The 25070-nt window shown below is 71.4% G+C and carries 17 protein-coding genes; 9 read left to right on the top strand and 8 right to left on the bottom strand.

Annotation, left to right across the window (positions count from 1 at the left end; all coding sequences use genetic code 11):
* Window positions 1-109: 109 nt before the first annotated feature.
* Entirely contained in the window at window positions 110-541 is a 432-nt protein-coding gene (locus U5M74_RS12595) for an SRPBCC family protein (protein WP_069983172.1), read from the bottom strand.
* Window positions 542-642: 101 nt separating this feature from the next.
* Window positions 643-1779, bottom strand: a complete 1137-nt coding sequence (locus U5M74_RS12590) for a threonine aldolase family protein (RefSeq protein ID WP_410909285.1) — start codon at window positions 1777-1779, stop codon at window positions 643-645.
* A gap of 37 nt (window positions 1780-1816) precedes the next feature.
* On the opposite strand from U5M74_RS12590, the gene U5M74_RS12585 reads away from it, so the two are divergent.
* Complete coding sequence (locus U5M74_RS12585; RefSeq protein ID WP_410909284.1) at window positions 1817-2317, top strand: VanZ family protein; 501 nt, start codon at window positions 1817-1819, stop codon at window positions 2315-2317.
* 116 nt (window positions 2318-2433) lie between these two features.
* On the opposite strand, the gene U5M74_RS12580 is transcribed toward U5M74_RS12585, so the two are convergent.
* On the bottom strand, window positions 2434-3147 hold the full coding sequence (locus tag U5M74_RS12580) for a histidine phosphatase family protein (RefSeq protein ID WP_410909283.1): 714 nt from the start codon (window positions 3145-3147) through the stop codon (window positions 2434-2436).
* Between the two features lie 218 nt (window positions 3148-3365).
* Here U5M74_RS12580 and U5M74_RS12575 point away from each other — a divergent pair, with 218 nt between their 5' ends.
* From U5M74_RS12575 to U5M74_RS12550, 6 genes are all read left to right on the top strand, one after another.
* The gene (locus tag U5M74_RS12575) at window positions 3366-7139 is read left to right on the top strand and encodes a TM0106 family RecB-like putative nuclease (protein ID WP_410909282.1); all 3774 of its coding nucleotides are present in this window, start codon (window positions 3366-3368) and stop codon (window positions 7137-7139) included.
* 124 nt (window positions 7140-7263) lie between these two features.
* Window positions 7264-7995: a GntR family transcriptional regulator gene (locus U5M74_RS12570; RefSeq protein ID WP_410909281.1), complete on the top strand. Its 732-nt coding sequence runs from the start codon at window positions 7264-7266 to the stop codon at window positions 7993-7995.
* Window positions 7996-8199: 204 nt separating this feature from the next.
* A complete protein-coding gene (locus tag U5M74_RS12565; RefSeq protein WP_410909280.1) occupies window positions 8200-9216 on the top strand; it encodes a 4-hydroxythreonine-4-phosphate dehydrogenase PdxA in 1017 nt (338 codons plus the stop codon).
* Between the two features lie 299 nt (window positions 9217-9515).
* Entirely contained in the window at window positions 9516-10070 is a 555-nt protein-coding gene (locus U5M74_RS12560) for a tripartite tricarboxylate transporter TctB family protein (RefSeq protein ID WP_410909279.1), read from the top strand.
* Window positions 10071-10084: 14 nt separating this feature from the next.
* Window positions 10085-11749: a tripartite tricarboxylate transporter permease gene (locus U5M74_RS12555; protein WP_410909278.1), complete on the top strand. Its 1665-nt coding sequence runs from the start codon at window positions 10085-10087 to the stop codon at window positions 11747-11749.
* A gap of 131 nt (window positions 11750-11880) precedes the next feature.
* The gene (locus U5M74_RS12550) at window positions 11881-12864 is read left to right on the top strand and encodes a tripartite tricarboxylate transporter substrate binding protein (RefSeq protein WP_410909277.1); all 984 of its coding nucleotides are present in this window, start codon (window positions 11881-11883) and stop codon (window positions 12862-12864) included.
* A gap of 109 nt (window positions 12865-12973) precedes the next feature.
* Here U5M74_RS12550 and U5M74_RS12545 read toward each other — a convergent pair whose 3' ends face one another.
* Window positions 12974-13393, bottom strand: a complete 420-nt coding sequence (locus tag U5M74_RS12545) for a YchJ family protein (RefSeq protein ID WP_410909276.1) — start codon at window positions 13391-13393, stop codon at window positions 12974-12976.
* A gap of 47 nt (window positions 13394-13440) precedes the next feature.
* Window positions 13441-14694 (bottom strand): MFS transporter, encoded by a 1254-nt coding sequence (locus U5M74_RS12540; protein ID WP_410909275.1) that lies wholly within the window; start codon window positions 14692-14694, stop codon window positions 13441-13443.
* Between the two features lie 273 nt (window positions 14695-14967).
* Between U5M74_RS12540 and U5M74_RS12535 the strand changes: the two genes are divergently transcribed.
* Window positions 14968-16992, top strand: coding sequence for a glycoside hydrolase family 3 protein (locus U5M74_RS12535; RefSeq protein ID WP_410909274.1), 2025 nt, complete (start codon window positions 14968-14970; stop codon window positions 16990-16992).
* 17 nt (window positions 16993-17009) lie between these two features.
* Here the strand turns inward: U5M74_RS12535 and U5M74_RS12530 are convergent, their stop codons facing one another.
* Genes U5M74_RS12530 through U5M74_RS12520 form a run of 3 tightly spaced genes read right to left on the bottom strand, consistent with a single transcriptional unit; the run spans window position 17010 to window position 23112 of the window.
* Window positions 17010-18077 carry a PD-(D/E)XK motif protein gene (locus U5M74_RS12530; RefSeq protein WP_410909292.1) on the bottom strand — a complete coding sequence of 356 codons (1068 nt, stop codon included), beginning with the start codon at window positions 18075-18077 and terminating at the stop codon, window positions 17010-17012.
* A 5-nt stretch (window positions 18078-18082) separates the two neighbouring features.
* Window positions 18083-20854: a Z1 domain-containing protein gene (locus U5M74_RS12525; protein WP_410909273.1), complete on the bottom strand. Its 2772-nt coding sequence runs from the start codon at window positions 20852-20854 to the stop codon at window positions 18083-18085.
* The gene (locus tag U5M74_RS12520; RefSeq protein WP_410909272.1) at window positions 20851-23112 is read right to left on the bottom strand and encodes a DUF262 domain-containing protein; all 2262 of its coding nucleotides are present in this window, start codon (window positions 23110-23112) and stop codon (window positions 20851-20853) included. The genes U5M74_RS12525 and U5M74_RS12520 overlap by 4 nt, the downstream gene beginning before the upstream one ends.
* 147 nt (window positions 23113-23259) lie before the next feature.
* On the opposite strand from U5M74_RS12520, the gene dcm reads away from it, so the two are divergent.
* The gene (dcm, locus tag U5M74_RS12515; protein ID WP_410909271.1) at window positions 23260-25017 is read left to right on the top strand and encodes a DNA (cytosine-5-)-methyltransferase; all 1758 of its coding nucleotides are present in this window, start codon (window positions 23260-23262) and stop codon (window positions 25015-25017) included.
* Window positions 25018-25070 lie beyond the last annotated feature (53 nt).

The following is a 25070-nucleotide window of genomic DNA, read 5'->3' as shown; positions in this document are numbered from 1 at the left end:
TACTCCATACGAGATAGGATCAGGCGTTACTGGAGCTCCGTGTGGTTCTCTTCCGATCTGCGCCGCCCGAGGCGGGCCGCCCCGGGCGCCGCGCCGGCCGCGCGCCGCATCAGCGCCGGCGCGCCCCGTCGGAGTGCGCGAGGGTGCCCAGGGCCTGCTCCCACTGCTGCTGGCTGTGGGCCGCGTGCTCGGGGGTGTCGATGTTCTCCTGGATCACCGTGATCCGGGTGCCGCCGTCGGCGGGGTCCAGCTCGATGCGGATGTCGTGGTAGTTCTCGGGCACGTCCTCGAGCCCGGAGAGCGGCGAGAAGTGGGTGAAGCGCACCAGGTGCGGCCGCTCGTAGGCGAGCACCGTGCCGTGGTCCTGGAAGGCGCGGCCGAAGAAGTGCCCCTCGAACGTGATGGGGCTGCCCACCTTGAAGTCGGACTCGATGTTGGCCCCCAGCATCCACCGCGCCCCCGGGTGGTGGAGCTCGGCCCACACGCGCTCGGGCGGTTGTGCGACGAAGGTGGAGGCGGTCGCGATGTGGCGGTCGGTCATGGACAGACGGTAGACCGGCCGAGGCGGTTCGGCACGGCGTCCCAGGCGCTGGACGGTGCGCGCCCGGGCGGGGCCGTCGACGCCGCCCGGCCGGCGGCGGCTCAGCCCCGGGCCAGCTCCTCGGCCAGCGCGGCGACGAACCGGTCCACGGTGTCGGTGGTGGTGTCCCACGAGCACATCCACCGCACCTCGACGCGGTCGCGGGTCTCGCCGCCGGCCCAGTCGTAGAACCGCGCGCGGGCGCGCAGCCGCTCGGCCGCGGCGCGCGGCAGGGTCGCGAAGACGGCGTTGGCCTCGGTCGGGCGCGTGACCGTGACGCCGTCGAGCGCCTCGACGCCCGCGCGCAGCCGTGCGGCCATCGCGTTGGCGTGGGCGGCGTTGCGCAGCCACAGCGGGGCGTCCGCCGCCGGCGCGGCGTCCGGCGTCGTGCCCACCGGGGTGCCCGGCTCGCCGAACAGCGCGAGCAGCTGTGCCGAGACGAACCGCGCCTTGGACGCCAGCTGCATCGTCGCCTTGCGCAGGAACGGCACCGCCCGCGCGGCCGCGGCGCCGCCGGTGCCGGCACCCTCGGCGTCGAGCACCACCACGGCCTCGCCGATCATGCCGCCGTTCTTGGCCGCACCGAGCGAGAGCACGTCCACGCCGACGTCGGCGGTGAGCGCGCGCAGGCTCACGCCGAGCGCGGCGGCGGCGTTGGCCAGGCGGGAGCCGTCCATGTGCACGGCCATGCCGAGCTCGTGCGCGGCGGCGGCCAGCTCCTTGAGGTCCTGGACGGGGTAGACGGTGCCGAGCTCGGTGGACTGGGTCAGCGACAGCACGGCCGGCTGGGCGCGGTGCACGTCGCCGATCTCGCGCCCCCACGAGGTGACGTCGTCGACGGTGAGGCGCGCGTCCGTGGTGGGGCGGGTGAGCAGCTTGAGGCCGCCGACGCGCTCGGGGGCGCCGTTCTCGTCGGTGTTGATGTGGGCGAGGTCGGAGGCGACCACGCCCGCGTAGCGCGGGGTCACCGACATCAGCGAGATGACGTTCGCGCCCGTGCCGTTGAGCACCGGGAACGCCACGGCGGTGGGGCCGAACACCTCGCGCACGCGCTCCGCCAGGCGGGCGGTCCACGGGTCGTCGCCGTACGCGACCGCGTAGCCGTCGTTGGCGGCCGCGACGGCGGCCAGCACGTCCGGGTGCGCGGGGGCGTAGTTGTCGGAGGCGAAGGGCGGAAGCGGGGTGCTCGACGACGTCACGCGCTCAGCCTAGGCCCGGCCGCATAGGGTGACGGCCGTGCTCGATCGCCGGTGGACCCTCGCCCTGCGCACGGCCCTGGCGGTCTATCTCGCCGCCGTCCTGTGCCTGACGATGTGGCCGTCCCTGGAGCAGACCGCCGTGCCGTCCTGGGCCGAGGCGGTGGTGCGCGCGGCCGCGACCGTGGGCCTGACGCTGACCGTCGCGTTCCTCGAGGCGGCGTCGAACCTGGTGATGTTCGTGCCGTTCGGGGTGCTGGTGCTGCTGCTGTGGTGGGGCGCCCGACGGCGGTCGGCGCGCGCGGGTGGTGCCGGTGCGGGGGCCTGGCGGCTGGTGCTCCCGGTGACGGGCGTGGCGTGCGCGTTCTCCGCGGCGATCGAGCTGGCGCAGCTCGGCATCCCGGCCCGGGTCAGCACGGTGCAGGACCTCGTGCTCAACACCGCGGGCGGGCTGCTCGGGGCGGCCGTGACGGCGGCCGTCGTGACCGCCGTCGGGCGCCGGCCCGCGGCCCCGTCCGCCGCGGACCGGGTCCAGGACTGACCGCGAGGACCCGTCGAGCGTCGTAGTTCCCCGGCTTCCGGGCGGCCTTGGCCGAGAAACTACGACGCTCGGGCTGCCTCTGCGGCGCCTCCGCGGCGGTCGGAGCGCCGTCGGGCTCAGACCGCGGCGGGCTCCGCCTCCGGCGTCGGCACCACGTGGGCCTCGGGCTGCGTCGGCGCCCCGGCCGGCTGCGGGGCGGCCGGGCGCGACGGCACGCGCGTCACGACACCGTGGCCGGCGACGTCGCGGCCGATCTCCACGACCTCCGTCGCGCCGTCGGGGTGCACCCGCACCGTGGACACCGAGGCGTTCGGCAGGGGCACGAGGCCGGTCGGCTGGAGCGTCCACAGCCAGGCGCCCAGGGTGAGGCCGTGCCCGACGACGAGCACCTCGCCCTCAGGGTGTGCCTGGGCGATGCGGGCGAACACGTCGCGGGTGCGGCCCATGAACTGCGCGCCCGACTCGCCCTGCGGCAGGCCGGGGTGGACCTCGGTGAGCACCTCGGTGATGAGCTCGGCCCACGGCTGGACCGCCTCGAGCTCGTGCTCGGGCTTGCGCTCGAAGGTGCCGAAGTCGTACTCGCGCAGGTCCGCCTCGACGCGCAGGCGCAGGTCGGGGTGGTGGCGCAGGATCTCGACGGCCGTGGTGACGGCGCGGCCCGCGGGGGAGCAGTAGGCGGCGGTGAAGCGGGTGCCGGCCAGGTGGCGCGCCGTGGTGCGCACGCCCTCCTGCCCGGTGCGTGTGAGCAGCGAGTTGCTGCTGCCCTGGAGCAGGCGGCGGGCGTTGAAGTGGGTCTGCCCGTGGCGCACGAGCGTGAGCGTGAGGGTCATCGTGGTCCCTTCGTCGATGCGGTCGCCACGACGGTAGGCAGGCGGTGGTGGCCGCCCGGCGGCGGCCGGGTTGCCGGACGGCGAACGGCGGCGGAAGCCTGCGCGGCGGGCGCCGCAGACCGGGGGGCGGGAAGGCGCGACGTCGAGGCGCCCGGTGACCGGCTGGGCTGGGCCGTTGTGGGCGGTGGCATGCATGCTGTGCTGCGAGGAGGTGGCCGGTGCAGCTGCTCGACGACGGCACGCTGGTCTACAGCGCGACCGACCTGGCCCACGCCGCGGAGTGCGAGTACGCGCTGCTGCGCCGCCTCGACGTGCTGCTCGGGCGCGGCGAGCCCGTGCCCGACGACGGCGACGGGTTGCTGGCCGCGGCCGGCGTGCTGGGCGCGCAGCAGGAGGCCGACATCCTCGCCGGCTACGTCGAGACCTACGGCCGCTGGGCGCCGGGCGGGCGCGGCGGCGTCGTCGAGGTGGCGCACCTCGGCGGCAGCCGGTCGGCGGCCGAGCACCGCGACCGCGACGCCCTCACGCTCGCCGCCCTGCGCGGCGGGGCCGACGTCGTCGCGCAGGGCTACGTGTTCGACGGCCGGTTCGGCGGGTACGCCGACTTCATCGTCCGCCAGGGCGGCGACGGGGGCGGCGACGGCGGTGACGGCGGCGACGACGACACCACCGCGCCGCCGAGCGCGGCCGGCGCGGCCGGCGGCCCGGTGTTCGCCGTCCTCGACTCCAAGCTGGCCCGCACCGCCCGCGTCACGGCGCTGCTGCAGGTCACCGCCTACGCCGAGCGCCTGCGGGAGGCCGGCGTCCGGGTGGCCGACCAGGTCGGCCTGCTGCTCGGCACGGGCCGCACCGAGCGCTTCGCGCTGGACGACCTCGCCCCGGTCTACCGCCGTCGCCGGGCCCGGCTCGAGGCGATCCTCGACGCCCACCGCGCGGGCGACGCCACGGTGGTCTGGGGCGACGGCTGGTACACCGCCTGCGGGCGCTGCGCGGTCTGCGAGCCGCAGGTCCGGGCCGCCGACGACGTGCTGCTCGTCGCGCACCTGACCACCGCGCAGCGGGCCCGCCTGCGCCGGGTGGGCATCACGACGGTGCACGACCTCGCCGCCGCGCCGCCGGAGCTGCCGGCCGGCCTGGTGATGGGCACCGGCGCGTGGGAGCACCTGCGCGCCCAGGCCCGCATCCAGGTGCGGCAGGCCGAGGCCGGGCACCCGGTGTTCGAGCTGGTCGACGCCGCCCCGATCGAGCAGCTGCCGCCGCCGGACCCGGGCGACATCTACTTCGACTTCGAGGGCGACCCGCTGTGGACGGACGCCGACCGGTGGGGCCGCGAGTACGGGCTCGAGTACCTGTTCGGCTGGGTCGAGCGGCCGGCCGAGCCCGGCGCGCAGGCGCCGTTCCGCGCGCTGGTGGCGCACGACCGCGCCCAGGAGAAGCAGGCGCTGGTCGACTTCGTCGCCACCGTCGTCGAGCGCCGCCGCCGGCACCCCGGCATGCACGTCTACCACTACGCGCCCTACGAGAAGACGGCGCTGCTGCGGCTCGCGGCCCGGCACGGGGTGTGCGCGAACGAGGTCGACGAGCTGCTGCGCGACGGCGTGCTGGTGGACCTGTACGCGACGGTGCGCCGCAGCCTGCGGGTGGGCCAGGAGTCGTACTCCATCAAGAAGCTCGAGCCGTTCTACATGGGGGACGAGCTGCGCGACGCGGACGGCGTCACGAACGCCGCCGACTCCGTCGTCGAGTACCGCCGCGCCTGCGCCGTCCGCGAGTCGGACCCCGAGGAGTTCGCGCGCACGATGCGCTCGATCCTCGACTACAACGAGTACGACTGCGTCTCCACGCTGCGGCTGCACGGCTGGCTGCGCGAGATCGCCGACGGCGGGGGTGCGCGTGGCGCAGGTGGCGCGCCGCCCGACGCCGCGCGCCCGGACGGCGCGGACGCCGCCCGCCCCGACGACGCCCACGCCGGGCCGTCGACCACGCCCGCCGACGCACCGTCGTCGGACGCCGAGGCTCCGCTCACGCCGCAGCAGCAGCGCCGGCAGGAGCACCGCACCGCGGTGCAGGAGGCGGCCGACCGGCTGCTGGCCCTGGCCGGCGACGCTCCCGCCGCCGAGCGCACCGACGCCCAGCAGGTCGCCGCCCAGGTGGCGCACTCGCTGCTGTACTGGGAGCTGGAGACCAAGCCGTTCTGGTGGGGCCACCACGACCGGCTGAGCCGCGAGCCGGACGACTGGGCCGACACCCGCGACACGGTGGTGGCCAGCGACCCACAGTCGGTGCGCGTCGTGGAGGACTGGCGCGACCTCGGCGGGCGCCGGGGCGTCGGCCGCCTGCTGGAGGTCACCGGCCAGATCGCGCCCGGCAGCCTGCTCAGGGCCGGCTCGGACGTGTGGCTGATGTACGCGCCGCCGCTGCCGCCGTGCGCCAGCCAGGGCGGCGACCGCGGGCACGGCGTGACGCAGAAGGGCACGGTCCTCGACGTCGCCGCGGCCGACGACGGGCGCGACGTCGTCGTCGTGGAGGAGCGGATCGGCGCGACGGACCTGAAGAACGGCGTGACCACGCACGCGCAGCTGCCGTACGCGCTGGCGCCGGCCGCCCTGGGCATCAACACCGTGCCGCTCGAGGCGGTGCTGCTGGAGTACGCCGCCGACGTCGAGGCGGCGTTTCCCGACGTGCCGCGCGGCCTGGCGTGGGACGTGCTGCTGCGCCGCCCGCCGCGCACGGGCGACGGCGCGCCGGTGCACGCCCGGCGCGACGGCGGGGACACCGCCGACGAGATCGTCGAGGCGCTGCTCGTGCTCGACGGGTCCTACGTGGCGGTGCAGGGCCCGCCCGGGACCGGCAAGACCTACACCGGGTCGCGCGTGGTGGCCCGGCTCGCGGCCGAGCACGGCTGGCGGGTGGGCGTCACGGCGCAGTCGCACGAGGCGGTGGCGAACTTCCTGCGGGCGGTCGCCGGCAAGGGCGGGCTCGGGCCGCAGCAGGTGGCGCGGTACCGCTCGGGGGCGGACCCCCGCCGGCCGGACGGGCCCTGGGGCGAGCTGGCCAAGCCCGCCGACGCGTCGGCGTTCCTCGGCGAGCACGCCGCGGCAGGGACGGGCTGCGTGGTGGGCGGCACCGCGTGGCTGTTCGCGCGCGGCGACGACCTGGACCTGCTGGTGGTGGACGAGGCCGGGCAGTTCTCGCTCGCGCCCACCCTGGCCGCCGCGCGCCGGGCCCGGCGCGTGCTGTTCCTCGGCGACCCGCAGCAGCTGCCGCAGGTGAGCGCCGCGCCGCACGCCGAGCACGTCGAGGTCTCCGCGCTGTCGTGGCTGCTGGGCGGGCACGCGACCCTGCCGGACTCGCACGGCTGGTTCCTCGACACCTCCTGGCGCATGCACCCGGCGCTGTGCGAGGCGGTGTCGGCGCTGAGCTACGAGCGGCGCCTGCACAGCGCCCCGGCCGCCAAGGAGCGGTGGCTCGAGGGTGTCGCGCCCGGCGTGCACCCCGTGGAGGTGTGGCACCCCGGCGACGCGACGTTCTCGCCCGCGGAGGCGGACGCCGTCGTCGAGCTGGTGCGCTCGCACCTGGGGCGCGCCTGGACCGACCCGGGCGAGCGCGACCCGGGCCGCCGCGAGCGGCCGCTCGGGCAGGACGACGTGCTGGTCGTCGCGCCGTACAACGCGCAGGTCGCCACCGTGCGGCGGGCGCTGGAGGCGGCGGGGTACGACGACGTCCGCGTCGGGACCGTGGACAAGTTCCAGGGCCAGGAGGCGCCGGTGGTCATCGTGTCGATGACGGCGTCGTCGGCCGAGGACGTGCCGCGTGGCGTCGAGTTCCTGCTCAACCGCAACCGGCTCAACGTGGCGGTCTCGCGCGGGCAGTGGTGCGCGTACGTGGTCCACTCGCCGGCGCTCGTGGAGCACCTGCCCATCAGCCCGCAGCGGCTGCTCGAGCTCGGCGCGTTCTGCGGGCTGCTCGACGGCGGGGTGCGCGGCGGCTGACCCCGGCGCCCGGGCCGCGGGAACGGTCGCGCGACGCGACGTCGCCGGCGGTCCTTCATGACCCGAGGCGTTTCCCTATAGGATCCAGGCAGTAACGCTCATCACACCTGAACGGATGGCGGCCATGTCGACGAAGACGGTCCCGCTCACGCCCCGAGCAACGGTCCCCCTGACGCGCAAGATCCTGCGGGACGACGTGCACGACGCCCTGCTCGAGATGCTCATGACCCAGCAGCTCGCGCCCGGGCAGTCCCTGAGCATCGACTCGCTGGCGCGCGAGCTCGGTGTCTCCCAGACCCCCGTGCGCGAGGCGCTCGTGCAGCTCGAGCACACCGGCCTGGTGATCCGGGCCGCGCTCAAGGGGTACACGGTGACGGCGCCGCTCACCGCCGCGCAGATGGCGGAGCTCGTCGACGCCCGCGAGGTGCTGGAGCTCGCCGCCGTCGAGCGGGCGGTCGGCGCCGAGGGCCTGGCGGAGCGGCTGGAGGCGGCCCACGCGGAGCACCAGGCGGTGATCGAGCGCTACGGTCTCGACCGCGCCGAGTCGGCCGGCGAGATCACCCAACGGCACCTGCTGGAGTACTTCCGCGCCGACTGGGCCTTCCACGAGGCGATCATCCGGGGGTGCGGCAACCGCTTCATCGACCAGATGGCCTCCATCCTGGGCGCCAACGTGCACCGCATGCGCCAGACGATGGACGTCGGGCTCACCGACTCGGCCGACGCCCTGCGCGAGCACGCGGACATCCTCGCGGCGTTCCAGGTCGGCAACCGGGCGGCGGCGGTCGGGGCGATGGCGCGCCACCTCCACGGCGTCTCGCAGCGGGCGCAGGCGGAGGCCGCGGCCGAGCGCTGAGCCCGCCGCCCCCATCAGCAGCTCGGCGTGACACGCACCACATAGATCCCATAGGATCCACGCACCACGCCACCCGGAAAGGACCGGGCGGCGCCCTGACGGCTCGAGGACGAGGCGCGCAGCACCTCACGGCACCGCGGACCCGAGCCCCTGCTCGACGCCGTCCCCCGACGGCCGACTGCGTCACCACCGCGAGGAGAACCGATGACCACGACGACCGTGACCACCCGCCCCCGGCTCGCCCTGACGCTCGGCGACCCCTCCGGCGTGGGCCCCGAGCTGGCGATGAAGCTGCTCGCCAGCGAGGAGAACCGCGAGCAGGCGGAGATCTACCTGCTGGCCAGCCAGGCCGAGGTCGACTTCTACAGCGCCGAGGTGGGCGTCGAGGTCCCGACCTCCACCGAGCCCGAGCCCGGCAAGGTCACGCTCGTGGGGTCCCGGCTCGCCGACCAGCCGGTGGAGCGCGGCGTGGCCTCGGTGGCCGGCGGCTCGCGCGTGCTGCAGGACCTGCTCGAGTGCCTCGAGCTGTTCAAGCAGGGCAAGGTCGACTCGATCATGTTCCTGCCCCTGAACAAGTCGGCCCTGCACGACGCCGGGATGCACGAGGAGGACGAGCTGCGCTGGTTCGCCAAGGAGCTCGGCTACGACGGCGTCACCTCCGAGCTCAACTTCGTCCCGGGGCTCACCACGTCGCGCGTGACGTCGCACTGCGCCGTCAAGGAGGTCGCGGAGCGGATCAGCGCCCGCTCCGTGCTCGACGCCATCCGCCTGCTGCACGAGGTGGTCAACGCCAACGGCGTCGAGAAGCCGCGCCTGGCGGTGTGCGCGCTCAACCCGCACGCCGGCGAGAGCGGGCAGTTCGGCCGCGAGGAGATCGACCACATCGCCCCCGGCGTCCGCCTGGCCCAGGCGGAGGGGATCGACGCGTCGGGGCCGTTCCCGTCGGACACGGTCTTCATCGCCGCGCGCGACGGCGAGTACGACGGCGTCGTGACGATGTACCACGACCAGGGCCAGATCGCGATGAAGCTCATGGGCTTCGACCAGGGCGTGACCGTGCAGGGCGGCCTGCCGGTGCCGATCGCGACGCCGGCGCACGGCACCGCCTACGGGATCGTCGGCCAGAACAAGGCCAACCTCGGGCCCACCCAGCGCGCCTTCGGCATCGCCGTCGCGCTCGGCCGCCGCACGCAGGAGAACCGCGTCCCGGCGATCGTCTGAGCCCGGGCGGGGGCGCCGGGCCTGCCCAGGCGCCCCCGCCGTCGCTCGGCTCCGCGAGCCGGCCGCCGTACCGGCGCACACCGCGATCGCCGCAGGTCAGCAGTGATTGCACCGGCTGGTGTGACATGGCACACTACGGATCGTTCTCGGATAGATCCTATTGGATCGACGCAGTGAGGGTGAGAGCTATGGGGCTCTCCCGCAGAGAGGCAGCCATCGATGATGAGGCTCGGCTTTGGAACCGCGCGGCGGGGCAGCTGCCCGCCGCGCACCGCCACCCGACACCAGGGAGGCGGGCAGTGAGCGCGCGCACGGCGACGGTCAGCACCGGCGCGTGGGTGATGCGCCTGGCCCTGCTGGCGCTGGGCGCCGCGGTGCTCCTCGGCGGCATCGGCTACGGCGTCGAGACGCCGGAGGGCCTCGTGGGCCCCGGCATGATGCCGGTCGCCGCCGGTGCGCTCATGGTCGTCGCCGGCGCCTGGGAGTGCCTCAAGGCGTTCCGGGCCGAGCGTTCCGCGGTCGCCGCGGCGCCCGCCGAGGCCGACGGCGCTGGGGCCGACGGCGTCGCCGCCGACGAGGCGGCGCAGCTCGACGTGTTCGGCCGCACCAGCCGTCAGCGCAACCGCGCCGTGGCCGTCGTCTTCGGCGTGATCCTGCTGGCCGTCGTGCTGGCCTACGCGATCGGACTGCTCCTGGCGCTGAGCCTGATGGTCGTCGTGCTGCTGACGTTCGTCGAGAAGAAGCCGCTGTGGGTGGGCCTCGTCGCCGGCGTCGGCGCCTTCGCGTTCGGCTACCTCGTGTTCGGCATGGCGCTCAACGTCCCGCTCGCCACCGGCGCGCTCGGGCTGATCTGAAGGGAGGCGTAGAGATGCTCGACAACATCCTGCTCGGATTCCAGACCTCCCTGACGCCGGAGAACCTGCTCTGGTGCTTCGTCGGAGTGCTCCTCGGCACGGTCATCGGCATGCTGCCGGGCCTCGGGGCCACGACCGGCGTCGCGATCCTGCTGCCGCTCACGCTCAGCATGGAGCCGGTCACGGCCCTGATCATGCTGGCCGGCATCTACTACGGCTGCCAGTACGGCGGCACCATCGCGGCCGTCCTGATCGCCACCCCGGGCGACGCGAACGCCGTGGCCACCGTCGTCGACGGCTACGCGCTGGCGCGCAAGGGGCAGGCGGGCAAGGCGCTGGCCATCGCCGCGATCGGCTCGTTCGTGGCCGCGATCGCGTCGCTGGTGCTGCTCATGCTGGTCGCCGCGCCGCTCGCGACCTTCGCGCTGAAGTTCGGCCCCGCCGAGATGCTCGCGATCATGATCATGGGCCTGCTCACGATCATCTCCTTCTCCGGCGACAACCTGGCCAAGGGCCTGGTCATGGCCGGGCTGGGCATCTTCCTGTCCACGGTCGGCATGTCGTCCGGCTTCGTGCAGTCCCGCTTCAGCTTCGGCAGCGTCAACCTCCTCGGCGGCATCGACTTCGTCGTCGTGATGATCGGCGTGTTCGCCGTCGGTGAGGTCGTCAGCCAGATCGGCGACGGCGGCGTGCAGCCGATCCGCACGCGGATGAAGGACATGGTCATCCGGGCCAAGGACATCAAGGACTCGATGCCCGCGATCGTGCGCGGGAGCGGCATCGGGTTCCTGCTCGGCTGCCTGCCCGGCGCCGGCTCCACCCTGGCCGCGCTCGTCGGCTACGGCGTCGAGAAGCAGGTCAGCCCGCACCGCAAGATGTTCGGCAAGGGTGCCATCCAGGGCGTGGCGTCGGCCGAGTCGGCCAACAACGCCGCGGCGAACGCCAACTTCGTGCCCACCCTGGCGCTCGGCATCCCCGGCGGCACCACCACCGCGGTGCTCCTGGGCGCGTTCGTCATGTACGGCATCCAGCCGGGCCCGCTGCTCTTCGACAACCAGCCCAGCCTGGTCTGGGGCCTGCTGACGTCGTTCTTCATCGGCAACGTGATCCTGCTGGTGCTCAACCTGCCGCTGGCGCCGGCGTTCGCCCAGGTGCTGCGGATGAAGTACGCCTACCTGTACCCGGCCATCCTGTTCTTCAGCATGCTCGGCGCCTACGCGGTGCAGAACAACCTGTTCGCGCTGCCGGTGCTGCTGATCGCGGGCGTCGCGGGCTTCTTCTTCAAGAAGTTCAGCTACCCGACGGCGCCGCTGATCCTGGGCCTGGTGCTCGGCCCGATGGTCGAGAAGGCGCTCGTGCAGACGTCGTCCTACGCCAACGGCGACCTCACCGTGCTGTTCACGGAGCCGCTGTCGCTCGGGATCCTCGTCCTGACCGCGGCGATCATGGCGGTCCCGGCGCTGCTCAAGCGTTTCGCGGGCGGCCGCAAGGCCGAGGCGACGGCGGCGGCCGAGCTCGCCGTCGGGGACGCGGCCGACGCCGCGGCGCCCGGGGCCGCCCCCGTGGGCGCCACGGCGGCCCCGCACCGATCGGCGGACGGCGTCGCCGGGACCCAGCGAGGCGGCACCGGCGGTCCGGGCACCGGCGGTCCGGAGCTCGGACGCCGCAGGGACGAGTGACGGCGCACCGCCGTCGCACCTCGATCAGCACCTCATCAGCACCTCGATCAGCACGACCCGCTCCGCCGGCGCTCTCGCCGGCGGGGCATCCCATCACTCAACCCCCCCCGGGTCAAGGAGGACTCATCACCATGGCAGCTCTCAGGAAGACGGCACTCGTCGCGGGCCTCGGCGCCGCGGCGCTCACGCTCGGCGCGTGCGCGGGCGTGGACACCTCGGGCTCCGGCGGCAACGGCGGCGGGTTCGACCCGGGCGACCGCCTGACGATGATCGTGCCGATGGGCGCGGGCGGCGGCTCGGACCTGTCCGGCCGCTCGATCGCCGCGGGCCTCGAGGAGGTCACCGGCAAGTCGTTCTCGGTGGAGAACCAGGACGGCGGTGGCGGCGCCATCGGCTACGCCAACTTCCTGGGGCTGCAGGGCAAGGCCGACTCCCTGCTGGCCACCGAGACCGCGCTGATCAACCTGGCGCTCACCCAGGACGTGCCGTTCAGCTGGGAGTCGTTCACCCCGATCATGAAGGTGGGGCAGGACTCCACGATCATGGTGGTCCCGTCCGACGCGCAGTACGCCACCTGCACGGACGTGGTCGAGGCGGCCAAGGCGGGCGACGTCCGCGTGGCCGTGTCCGGCGGCGCCACCGGCAACGACGCGATCCAGTTCGGCCTGATCGAGAAGGACCAGGGCGTCACCTTCCAGCGCGTGCCCTACGAGTCGGGCGGCGAGGCCATCGCGGCCGCGCTCGGCGGCCACGTCGACGTCGCGCTGACCAACCCCGGCGAGGTGATCGGCCAGCTCGAGTCCGGTGACCTCAAGCCGCTGTGCGTCATCGCCGAGGAGCGCTACGAGTACGAGGAGCTCGCCGACATCCCCACCACGGTCGAGCAGGGCATCGACGTCACGTTCTCGCAGTACCGCGGCATCATCGCCCCGGGCGGCATCTCCGACGAGGCCAAGCAGTACTGGGTCGACGCCAGCAAGGAGTACGTCGAGACCGACTCCTTCGAGGAGTACATGTCGACCAACTACATGCAGGTCGACCCGCTGTTCGGGGACGAGTTCTCCGCGTACCTGAAGGACTACGAGGCCGACCTCAAGGCCGGCCTGGGCGACTGACGCGTCGTCGTCGCAGGAGGCCCGACGGCGGGGTGGTGGGGACGGACCCACCACCCCGCCGTCGTGCTGTGCGGTGCTCGTGCGGTGCGGGGGCGCCGGCCGCCCCGGCTCAGGGCTGCGTGTCGCCGTCGACGTACAGCCAGCGCCCGCCCGGGCCGGCGGGCTCGCGCACGAACCGGCTGACCTCGTGCAGCCGCCCCCGCTCGCCGGTGGCGGCGTCGCGCCAGAAGGCGGCGAACTCGACCTCGCCCTGGTCGTCGAACGGGCCGCCCGCGCGGGTGGCCAGGATGTCGAGGCGGCGCCAGGCGACGTCGTCGTCGAGGTCCACGGTGGCCGGCCGGGTGCGCGGGTGCCAGGACGCGAGCAGCCAGGCGGCGTCGCCGACGGCGAAGGCGCTGTAGCGCGAGCGCATCAGCGCCTCGGCGGTGGGGGCGGGGCGCTCGCCGCGGTGGATCGGCCCGCAGCAGGCGCCGTAGGCGTCGCCGGACAGGCACGGGCAGCGGTCGTCGTCGGACACGGAGAGGGGCACGGACTCAGTGTGCCCGGCCCCGCCTGTGCTGCCGGACGCCTCGGCGGTCAGTCGGCGGCCACCTCGGCGGCCTGCGGCGCCACGGTGGCGTCCAGCTCGTGCCCGTGCTGCGGCAGCGGGGCGTTCGTCCGCTCCTCGACGACGGTGACCACCAGCGCGAGCAGCACGAGCCCCGCCCCGACCGCCGGCACGGCGTGCACGCCGACGGCGGCCGTCAGCGCCGCGCCCAGGCCCGACCCGGCGGCGATGCCGAGGTTGAAGGTGGACGAGTGCAGGCCGATGCCGATGTCGGTCGAGCCGGGCGCGACCAGCATGATGCGGTGTGACAGCGTCGGCGGGACGGTGGAGAACGCGAACCCGAACAGCGCCAGGCAGGCCACGGCGGCGACGGGGTTCGAACCGACCAGCCACAGCAGCCCGAGCGCGACGGTGATCAGCGTGAGGATGGTCAGCAGCACGGCGGTGTGGTGCCGGTCGATGAACCGGGCCACCACCAGCGCACCGACCACGCCGGCGCCGCCCTGGATGAGCAGGAGCCAGGACATGTCCTCCTGGCGGTACCCGGCGACGTCCTGCAGCAGCTGGGTGACGAAGGTGATGAGCCCGAACGAGCCGGTGACCACGAAGACCGTGGTCAGCAGCTGGGTCCAGAACCGCCGGCGGTGGGGGAACGGGGCGCGCGAGGCGCCGCCCTCGGAGGGGCGCACCAGCGGGAACATCACGATGACGATCACGAAGATCACCGCAGACAGCGCCGCGACCGCCCAGAACGTGGTGCGCCACCCGGCCTGCTGGCCCAGCCAGGTGCCGGCCGGCACGCCGAGGACCGGGGCCAGGGAGTTGCCGACGGCCAGCCGGGCCATCACCCGCCCCCGCACGGCGGGCCGGAACAGGCCGGTGGTGGCGGGGATGACCGCGACCCAGAACAGCGCCTGGGCCAGGGCGGTGATGAGCCGGGCGGCCATGATCTGCTCGTAGGTGGGGGCGAACGCGGCCCACAGCGTGGCCAGCGCGGCGACGCCGACGCACACCGAGAGCACCCACCGGCGCGGGACCCGCTTGGTCCACTGCGCCAGCGGCACCGAGGCGACCAGCACGACCAGCGCGTAGCCCGTGACCAGCAGGCCGATCTCGGAGGTGGACCGGCCCAGGTCGGGCGCCATGAGGGTGAGCAGGCCGCTCGGCAGGCTCTCCACCAGCACGAACAGGAAGGTCGAGATGGCCATCGCCACGAGGATCACGGTGGCGCGCCGCTCGTCGACCACGGGCACGAACGGGCGCGAGGTGGTGGGCGTGGTCATGGGGCCTCCGACGGCGGTGGGTGGGGTGGTGCAGCGCGCGGGGCGCCGTGGGGCGATGTCGTCCCGGTCGGTCGGCCGGTCGGTCGGCCCGGAGGTGCACCGCGCGGGCGGCCGACGGCCGGGCGCGCGCGGGGTCGAAACGATTCTACGGGTCGGCGGTGACGGCCAGGCAAGCGCTTTGGTGAGCGCCTTGAACGGGGTGAGCACGAGGTGCGAATGCCCGGATCGTGCCGTTACGGTCGCAACGACCGACGACACGAGGGAGTGTTCGCGATGACGACGAGGTCGACGCGCGCGGTACGGGCAGTGACGGCAGGGGCGGCGTGCGCGGCGATGGCCGCGACGCTCGCCGTGGTGGCGCCGTCGGCGCTCGGGGTGAGCGCGGTCGCGATGCCGGCCCACGGAGGTCACGGCCGGCAGCAGCCGGCGCTGGAGAGCCGCTCGGCCCCCATCCTGCGGGTCGACGGGGCGAGGTTCCGCGACCTGGACCGCAACGGGAAGCTCACGCCGTACGAGGACTGGCGTCTCAGCCCGGAGCGGCGCGCCGCCGACCTCGTCGGGCGCCTCAGCCTGGAGGAGAAGGCCGGCCAGCTGATCCACGGCAGCCTGCGCGGGGAGGGCACCTACGACCGCGCGGCCTTCGATTCGCTGCTCGAGCAGCACGTCACCACCTACATCTCGCGGCTCGGCGTCGGCGCCGTCGAGCTCGCCACCGAGCACAACGACCTCCAGGCCGCCGCCGAGGAGCAGCCGTTCGGCATCCCGCTGAAGATCAGCACCGACCCCCGCCACGGCTTCACGGTCACCGAGGGGCAGACGGTCTCGAACGGGGACTTCACCGCGTTCCCGGACGCGATCGGCGTCGGCGCGATCGACTCGCCGCGCCTGACCGAGCGGATGGGCGAGGTGATCCGGCGCGAGTACCGCGTCGTCGGCATCCACGAGGCCCTGTCGCCGCAGGCGGACATCGCCACCGAGCCGCGCTGGACGCGGATCAACGGCACGTTCGGCTCCACCGGGGAGCTCGCCGCGCGGCACGTCGCCGCGTACGTCGCGGGGCTGCAGGGCGACGACGACGGCGTGGCGCGCGACGGCGTCACCACCGTCGTCAAGCACTTCGCCGGCTACGGCGCGCAGGTCAACGGCTACGACAGCCACTACTACTACGGCCGGTTCGCGGCGTTCCCCGGCGGCAACTTCGGCGAGCACCTGGTGCCGTTCGAGGCGGCGTTCCGCAACAACCCCGCGGGCGTCATGCCGACGTACTCGATCCTCAAGGACCTGCGGCTCGACGGGGAGTCGGTGGAGCAGGTGGGCGCCGGCCACAACGAGCAGCTGCTGCAGGGGCTGCTGCGCGGCCGGTACGGCTTCGACGGCGTGATCACCAGCGACTGGGGCATCACCGGCGACTGCCCGCAGGAGTGCCGGGAGAACCGGCCGCCGGCGTCATTCGTCGGCCCGTGGGGCGTGGGCATGCCGTGGGGCGTGGAGGACCTGACCCGTGCCGAGCGGTTCGCGAGCGCCATCAACGCCGGCGTCGACATCGTCGGCGGCGACGACCATCCCGAGTACATCGTCCAGGCGGTCAAGCAGGGGCTGCTCAGCGAGGAGCGGGTGGACGACGCCGCTCGACGGGTGCTGGCGCAGAAGTTCCGGCTGGGGCTGTTCGAGGACCCGTACGTCGACCCGGCCGCGGCCGACCGCGTCGTCGGGGCGGAGGCGCACCACCGGCTCGGCGAGGCGATGCAGGCGCGGTCGCTGACGCTGCTGCACGACGACGGCCGCACGCTCCCGGTGCGTTCCGGCAAGCACGGGCTGGCCGTCTATCTGTACGGCGTGGAGCGCGAGGCGGCGGAGGCGCTCGGCCTGCGCGTGGTGGAGGACCCGGCCGACGCCGACCTGGCCGTCGTGCGGCTGGCCGACCCCCGTGGCGGGGAGGACCTGACCGGGCTCGACTTCTCCGGTGACGAGGACGACTACCGGGCGCTGGTAGCGGCGCACGAGGCGGGCGCGACGACCGTGGCGTCGCCGCAGCTGTCGCGGCCGCTGATTCTCGGCAACGTGCTCGAGCACTCCGACGCCGTGCTGGCCAACTACGGGGTGTCCGACGACGTGCTGCTGCGCACGGTGCTGGGCAAGGAGCGGCCGGGCGGCACGCTGCCGTTCGAGCTGCCGTCGAGCATGGCCGAGGTGGAGCAGCAGCTCGGGGACGTGCCGGACGACACGGAGAACCCGTTGTTCGAGCGCGGGTTCGGGTTGAAGTACCGGGGTGGTGGCGGTGAGTTCCGCCCTTACTGATCGAGGCGGTCCTCGGGCTACCGCTCAAGGTGGGTGTCAACCGTAGAGACGATGTGGTCGGCGATCGGCTCGATCCCGACTATCGGATTGAGATCACCGTTTACCTGTGCCGGAAGGACGACACGGAACGAAATCGATGCCGGATCGATGTGGGGACGGCCCTCGACGTCGTTCGAGCGTAGGAGCCGGATTCTCTCGTCGGTCATGTCATAGAGCCGCTCGAACGCGGGGAGGAACCTCCTCGAGTAGCGAACGTCGGTACTGTCTCGAGCATGGTCGTAGCCGATCCCGGCATCGCCGCCATACTGGCGGACGCGGGCAAGGAACTGATCCTGCGCCTCGGGATCCAGCCGAGACGCGATGGTGTCGACGAGCCTTGGGATCGACGTACCGCCGTCTGTGGTCGGGGGAAGCCAGCGCAGTCCGACGCTCAGGAGGTAGAGATCGGTCTCGGGCTCGCCTCCGTCGGGATGGCCAAGTTCGACCTGGTGAAATCCCTGCACCGAGTGGGTGGACGAGGCGCTCGTCGTGGCTTTGACCTCGACCCCAACGGGACCAAGCTGGAAGTCCCGCGAGGACGGTGCGCTGCCCTGCCACGTAGCCGCAACCCATCGCGCGGACTTCGCGTGCCGGGTGAGCGCTTCGAGGAGAAGGAGCTCGCCGGCAAGGCCAACGAGTACCTGGCTCCCGATCTGCTCGCGCTGCAGGAGGGCGGCAATCACCGGCTCGGTCCGCGCAAAGGCGGTCTGCGGGTCGGCGACCAGACCGTTGGCCAGAAGCTCTGCACAGATGAATGCGGCGACGCCTGGGAAGTTGGCCTCGTCGGGCAGGACGATGTGGTTCGCGTCGAGTGACTCCCCGGTCGAGGTCTGCCATACCTGGTGGTGCAGCACCGCCTTGAGCGTCGGGGTGATCGCCTGCAGCGCACGGCCCACGATGAACACCTCAAGCGCGCCGTTCACGTCTCGGGAGCCGGCGAGCGACCTTTGACCGTCAGCCCAAACAAGCTCGCGCAGATCTTGGGCGGCTGCAGGTGGGTGGCGCTCGAGCCGGGCGCGCAACGCCTCGAACGTCGCGCTGGTCATGGCGGTCACGACTCGGTCCCCGCTCGTGCACGGATATGGTCCGGACCGCCGAGCGGGATGCCGAGACCGACAGCGATGGTCTGCGAACCGTCCTCACGACCGATCACGTGAAAGAGGATCATGCCGTCCGAGCCCGGCAGGCGGGCCCCATCAAGGTTCAGGGGCGGGTCGATGCCCCGAGCCGTGTAGTCAAAGACCTCGTCGCCGCGGATCGTCTCGCCTGCTCGGTTCCGGGAGCCCCAGGTGCCGTCGAGGTCATTCGTCGCGTCGACCAGCCGGCGCTTCATCGGGCGGACCGGCCACCGCAGGGAGGAGAGCGGGCCCTCGGTCACAGGGTCTCCGGCGCCGAAGCGGAGGCCGAGCCAGAACCGCGGCTCGCGCCTCTCGCGCTCGGCAGAGGTGAGAATGTTCCAGCGCACTGGTCGGGCGTCGGTAGTCATCAAGGCAGGCACACCACGCGTGATGGCTGCCGCCCAGAGCCGTAGGTAGGCAGCGATCGAGTAGGGCGAGGAGACGCCTAGCTCGACCGAGGCGCCCACGACCGGTGCACGGTAGAACGGCACCAGCGGGTCGTCGTCGGGCATCTGTGCGTGATGCGCGACCGAGATCCACCGCGCTGCCTCCACGCTTGTCGGAGACGCGCCGTGGTCGGCGTACCGCAGTCGATCGAGGATGTCAGCCGCCTCGACAAGGTTCACTGGCTCGTCGAGGAGTAAACCGCGCCGCGCCGACTCGTCAGGGACGGGGTGAGCGTCGCCGCTGAAGAGCTCGGAGACGAGCTTGAGATTGTCGTCGTCGTTCCCGGGCGCATTCATGTGCCTGATGAACGGCTCGTGCCCAGGAAACAGTGGCTCGGACCGGAGGTTGGCGATCTTGCCTGTCGCGAGGAACGAACGACCTTGCAAGATCGTCAGGTCAGGGGTGCTGCCCGCCTCCATCGCGGCCAGGACGTCGCGGCGGAGCGCCTCGTCGTTCTCGTGATACTGGGTGAACAGGTCGATCTGATCCTGCGGCATGAGCACGCGGCACAGCTCGATGTATCCCCCGCGATAGCCGAACCAGCGCTGCATCTGCATCTGGGTGTCGGCGAGTGGCGTCGAGGCGCTCCGGGTGAAGACTGTCGTGGTCAGGCCCTCTAGCGTCAGGCCGCGCGACATGACGTTGCCAGAAACGAAGATCGTCGAGTGGTTGGCAGGGGCAGACCAGGTGCCGTCGTCGTTCTTGCGCGGCGAGAACTCCGGGCGGTCGTCGGCCTTCTCGTCGCTGTTGATTACGGAGACGCCGGTTCCCGGGACCAGCTCGGTCAGGATGGTCCGGCGCACCTCGTCCCACGACTCGGCAGCAGGGACGGGCCGCGGAGTGTCGAGCGCGAAAGTACGTTCCACCTCGCTCGCGGTCGCACGGTAGCGATCGAGCCACACTGCCCAGCGTCCCGCGTTCTCGTCCATGTCGAGCTCGATGCCGCGCGTGCCCAGTGGCCGCCCGGACGGCCCGTCGGCCTCGCGAGGTATCTCAGAATCTGAACCGTACGACCATGCGAGCAGGCTATTTGCGACGTCGAAGTGGCTCTCCATCGCTGCCGACGGATTGACCAGCATCGACATCACTGGCACGACGCTGCTCTTGGCTTCGTCCCGTGAGCCAAACGCTCGGCCACGGGCGGCAGCAGGGCTCAGCCTCTCCGCCTCACGAAGTACCCGCACGGCAGAAGCGACGAGGTACGCGCGCGCGGCGTCGGGCACGAGGTCGTCCGGCTCGGCCGCGTCCGTCGGTACGCAGAGCGGGGCGGAGACGAGTGACTTGTAGTAGATCTCCCCACCGGTGTACCAACCCTTGAGGCCCTCTGGCACGCGGTAGGACGACTCACGGACTCGTGGATCACCGGACGAGCCAGGAGTGCGCAGGCTCGCGACGAAGTCCACGGGTGCCAGCGGGTTACGCACGTCCTGCAGGAAGTTCGCCTGCGGTGTAGCGGTATACGCGAGGTACGTCGCGTACAGGTTTGGCTCAGCCGTCTGACCGGGGCGCTGGCGGGACTCCCAAAGATCGACAATCCGGCGTGGAACCTGCTTGCGCAACAGGTCGATCTGATCAGGCCCGTCGGCACTTGCGTCCACGACAGACGAGTCGTCGGCCTCGTCGTCGATGACAAGGAGGTGAAAGGGCTCGCCAGTCCGGCTCGCGGCTGGGAAGACGGTCTCGTGGAGGGCGCGGCCGAGCCTCTCTAGATGCGCGGTGTTCTTCATCGCGACGCACACGATCGGACGCCTGCGCTCGACGGCACGGGTAGCTCGCCCCGTGTTCATCGAGTACAGCAGGTCTAAGTCAGTACCCTCGACTGCACCTGGGGGGCCGCTTGGCATCCGGACCCGTCTCAGATGAGAGTCAGGCAGGGTGTCGAGCTGATCGACGAAGCGTTCGAGCGTCTGCACCCACAGTGCCGTACGGGTGCCGCCCAGGATTATGAGGACATCGACTCCGCCGTCGAGCGCCATCGCAGCGACTGCCATCATGGACGCGGTCTTTCCGGACTGGACCGCACCCATCACCAGACCGCGGCGTTCGCGGGACACTGGCCACGCTGGCGCACCGGCTGGCCCAGCACCGAAGATGCCGTTCTCGACGATGTACCGGGCATCGGCACCAATCACTTCCCTGCTCGCGCTCCCGATGCCGGACACCTGAAGCCGGTTCGAGTAGGCGGACCACCAGGACGCGACGAGCGGGTCCGCGAGAGAGACAGTCTCAGTGCCGTAGGGCGTGCTGCTCTCGTTCACGACTGCTGGGCGGCCTCAGGAAGACCGACAAGGGTCTTGAGGCCGGACGAGCCGAAGCGCTCCCGCAGCGCGCGGTCCGCCTTGTCAGCGTCCACTCCGACCAGCTCGAGCAGCTGACCGACGACGAACCCGATCCAGTCCCACTGCTGCTTGGACTGATTGCGCGCAGGCTTGCCCCAGGCTGCCGAGGCCTCGAGAACATCTGGCGCCACACTCTCGAACGCGTCCGTCAGATCGTCACCGAGCACGGCAGCCGCTGCGGTCAGGCCGATGAGGCTCGCGACGAGTCGGAGCTCCTGCCACTTCCCTGAACCCCTCTCGCTGCCGCTTCGGAACGACTTCGACCAAACCTCGGCTGGTGCCGCATGAGCATCGAGGCCGTGGTCAATCAGGAGCATCAGCTGGCGCACGATCTCGGGGTTGCGGAGGTGATCTCGCTTGTTCTCGCTCACGCGGTGGAGCAGCGCGTTGATCTGGCCTGCGGTCGAGCGGGTGATCGCTGTGACACCGGGCTCCTCAAGCAAGAGCGCGGCCGCGACCCACGAGAGAATCTTGGTGCGCTTGTAGCCGACGTCACCGAACGCGTACTGCGTGAGGATCTCACCGGTCGATCGAAGGTCGTCCCAGTCGTCGACGAGGAAGTCGGCGACAACCTTCACGTCCTTCGAGTCGCCTGCGGTCACGAGAAGCGCTCGCATCAGATGGAGCTCGTGGTAGAGCGCGTTGCGAATCTCCTCGGCGTTCAGGTGCTTGCCCTGCTTGTTGTAGAGAGAGAAGACTTCGTGGACCTGCGCCGTCGTCACCTTCTTGTACTTGATGACTGGAACCTTGTAGGTCGAAGCCATCTCGAAGATGTCGTTCACGGGCAGCGGCTGCCCCTGGATCTCGATGATCTCTTCACGGATCTCGCAGTAGTACTTGCCGCGAAGTTTTTCCCGGTCGCCGGTCAGCGGGTTGCGGCTGTCTGCAGTGTCGGTTGCCCGGAGCGGGAATGGGAAGTGATTCTGCCGCTCCACCTGCGCTGTCAGACGCTGCTTCTCGTGCTTGGCCCATAGCGCCTTGAACTCGGGGTAATTGCGCCTGAACAACTCGAGCGCCCCGGGCTCGGACCATTCGTCGGACTTCTGCTTCACGACCTCGACAGCGTGCGGGTGGGCACCGATGAACCGGAGGACTGACGTGAGGCGCTGCTTCCCGTCGACGACCTCATACTCGGTGCGTCGATCGACCACCTTCTCCAAGATGATTACGGACGGCAGGGGGATGCCCCGAAGGATCGACTCGATGAGCCGCTGAGAATCCCCGGTCGGCCAGACGTCAGCACGCTGGTAGGAGGGGCTGAGGTTGAGCTGGCCGTAGCGCGCACGCTGCACAAAGTCCTGGATCGGCCATGTCTCTGCCGTGGCGTCAATCTGGCCACTCTGCTCGACACCGTCGTCCTCCGCCGCGTCCTCCCAGGCGTCGGACCACTTCAGGGAAGCGCTCGTGAGAGTCTCCGTGCCTTCGACGGTCCGCTCCATCGCAGCCGCGAACTCTTCGCGGAGTGCCAGAGCGCGGTCGAGCCGCTGGGCGAGGGAGTCGAGGAGATCCTCCGGCATGGCGGAGACTTCAAGGCCAAGTGCGCCGCTGAGGCTCGCGTCGAACGCTGCAGGTGACGTCTCGTCGAGCGGGGACGGCAAATGAAGCCACGCCTGGACATCGGCGAGACGCTGGCGCCATGAGCCGTCGTCGAAGCGGACGTCCTCGGCTGCGAACCTCTCGTGGGGCTCGTCGAAGTCCTCGGGCACCGGCCCTGGCTCGCTGAGCCGCGCGAGGTAGTCAGCGATGTTCTGCTCGAGCTCGGTGGCGTCCTGCGGCATGAAGGGTTCCTTGTCGTGCGGTTGCGATCCCTGGTAGGGATCCGGTGTTCGAGAGGCAAGAAGTCGTTCTACGAGGCTGGCGGACTCGTCCGCCGATACGGCTCGAAGCCGCGCGAGAGCCACCGCATCGACGAGGCGGTTCATCCCCTCGAGCGTGATCGTGTCTCCGGTCGACCTGCAGCGGTCGTCCCAGGCGACGTCGACGGCGTGGGCAATCTCCTCTGCGCAACGGTGCTTGGTCCGGGTCTCGCGGAGATCGAGTCCTACAGCGGAGCCGAGTGCCTCGAGCGCGGAGCGCTTCTCCTTGCTCCCAGGACCAAGGGGCTCGGCAGGGATGCCGGCAAGCAGGTACATCCTTGCCACCGCTGCAGACTTGGAGGTGGCGCTGGCGTACTCCACCAGCAGTCCCCCTTGCTCAGCCGCGTGCCGCATAGTGCTGGAAACAGTACACATCGCCCGCCGCGAGCGACTCGCATCGTGTCGCGGCGCCGAGGCGGCGAGAGGGTGAACTTTCCGCCGTTCAGGACGTCGCGGTCCGGGGTTTGCATGACGGAGCGCCAGACCTCCGGCGCGCTGGCCGCGAGCCCGGCCGGCGACGCGCGACGCTGTGGATCACGGACTAGCTCTGCCCGTCACCCGGACGTATCATCGCGTCCTCGGTGCGTACCTCTGGGGGTCGGTTTGTCCACGTTTAGGTTCGTCGATCTCTTCGCAGGTATCGGCGGGTTCCATGCCGCCCTCAGCGCGCTCGGCGGTGAGTGCGTCTACGTCGCGGAGATGGACGACGACGCGCGCGCTGTGTACAAGACCGCATGGCTCGCGGATGTCGCCGAAGATTTTCCGTTCACCCGGGACATCAACGACGACGTGCCGCCCCTGGACGACGTGTCGACGATCGCGGAGCTCGCCGAGACTGCTCGCCGTGCCGGTGGCGGAACGTTGAAGCACATCCCTGACTTCGACGTCCTCGCTGCCGGTTTTCCCTGTCAGGCGTTCAGCAAGTCTGGTCACCAGAAGGGTGTGCTCGACGAGACGCGCGGAACGCTCTTCTACAACATTCTTCGGATCGTGGCGGAGAAGCACCCGAAGATCGTCTTTCTCGAGAACGTGCGCAACCTCGTAGGCCCCAAGCACAGGGACTCGACGTTCAGGACGATCGTCGAAGCGCTCCGTGGGGTTGGCTATGTCGTGAGCGACAAGCCGACGCTGATCTCGCCGCACAAGATCGCGAACCATCTCGGCGGAGGGCCGCAGGTTCGTGAGCGCGTCTACATCATGGCGATCCGTCGCGACCTCGCGGTGAACGAAACTGAGTTTCCCGGGTTCGACTTCGGGTCTTGGGATCCTACGACGTGGCGCATCGCCGAGACGAAGCTGTGGGACGAGGCGCCTGCGGCGATCAGCGAGGCGTGGCTTCGTTCAGCGGACCCGGAGACGGCCGCACGCCTGGCGAGTCTCTGCGACGTCGATGGCCGAGACCTCGCGGTCGCCGACGAGGAGTGGGTGGCCCCCTGGCGCGACCTCTTGGCTGCTGTCGTGAACAACGGCCTTCCGGACGGTGCCGTGCCGTTCCCTGGACATCCGATCTGGTTCCGTGTCGCAGAACCGACGTGGCGAGCGTCGCAGTACGCGGAAGCGGCGGCCATGGGGCAACCGTGGAAGGCGGATTTCGTCAGGAAGTCAGTGAAGTTCCTGGACGACTACGCCACCGAGATCGATGCGGCGGGCGCGCGCGAGGAGATCCTCGCTCTCGGCAACAACAGTTGGAAGAAGCTCGAGTGGCAAGCCGGCGACGCGCGCTCTCTTGACGAGTGTCTGATTCAGCTTCGCCCTTCCGGCATCCGGATAAAAAAGGCGACGTACGCCCCTGCGCTCGTGGCAATCACGCAGACGCCGATCCTCGGGTCAGACATGCGCCGGCTGAGTCCGTACGAGGCCGGGCGTCTCCAGGGATTCCCGGACCGCGTGTATGAGGCCATGGCGCGGTTGCGGCACGACGGATCCAGAAAGCCGGAGCAGTGGGACCGCGCCTTCTACAAGCAGTTCGGCAACGCCGTCCACGTCGGTGCGGTCAAGTTCGCGCTCGTCCAGTTCATGGGTCACCACTTCCGATCCGCACTTCCGGACGACCCCGCGTTGGCCGGTCTCTATGAGGCGTGCTCGCAGACTCGTGTTTGGGATGAGACGGTCGCGCCGTCGATCGGCACGCCGACGTTCCATCAGCCCGATCTCATGAGGATCCTGGAGCCAGCTGCCGAGACCGCCCGCGGCTCCGACGTGCACGTCGAGGCGCTTGCGAGCTGACGTTGAATCCGCAGTTCGTCCCAGCGCACCCTGGTCCGTCCTCGGCTGTCGTG

The sequence above is a fragment of the Puerhibacterium sp. TATVAM-FAB25 genome (assembly GCF_046535855.1).
In the GTDB taxonomy this organism is placed as follows: domain Bacteria; phylum Actinomycetota; class Actinomycetes; order Actinomycetales; family Cellulomonadaceae; genus Puerhibacterium; species Puerhibacterium variabilis_A.
Note: the sequence above shows the minus strand (reverse complement) of the source record. Positions and strands in the feature narration are given on the sequence as shown.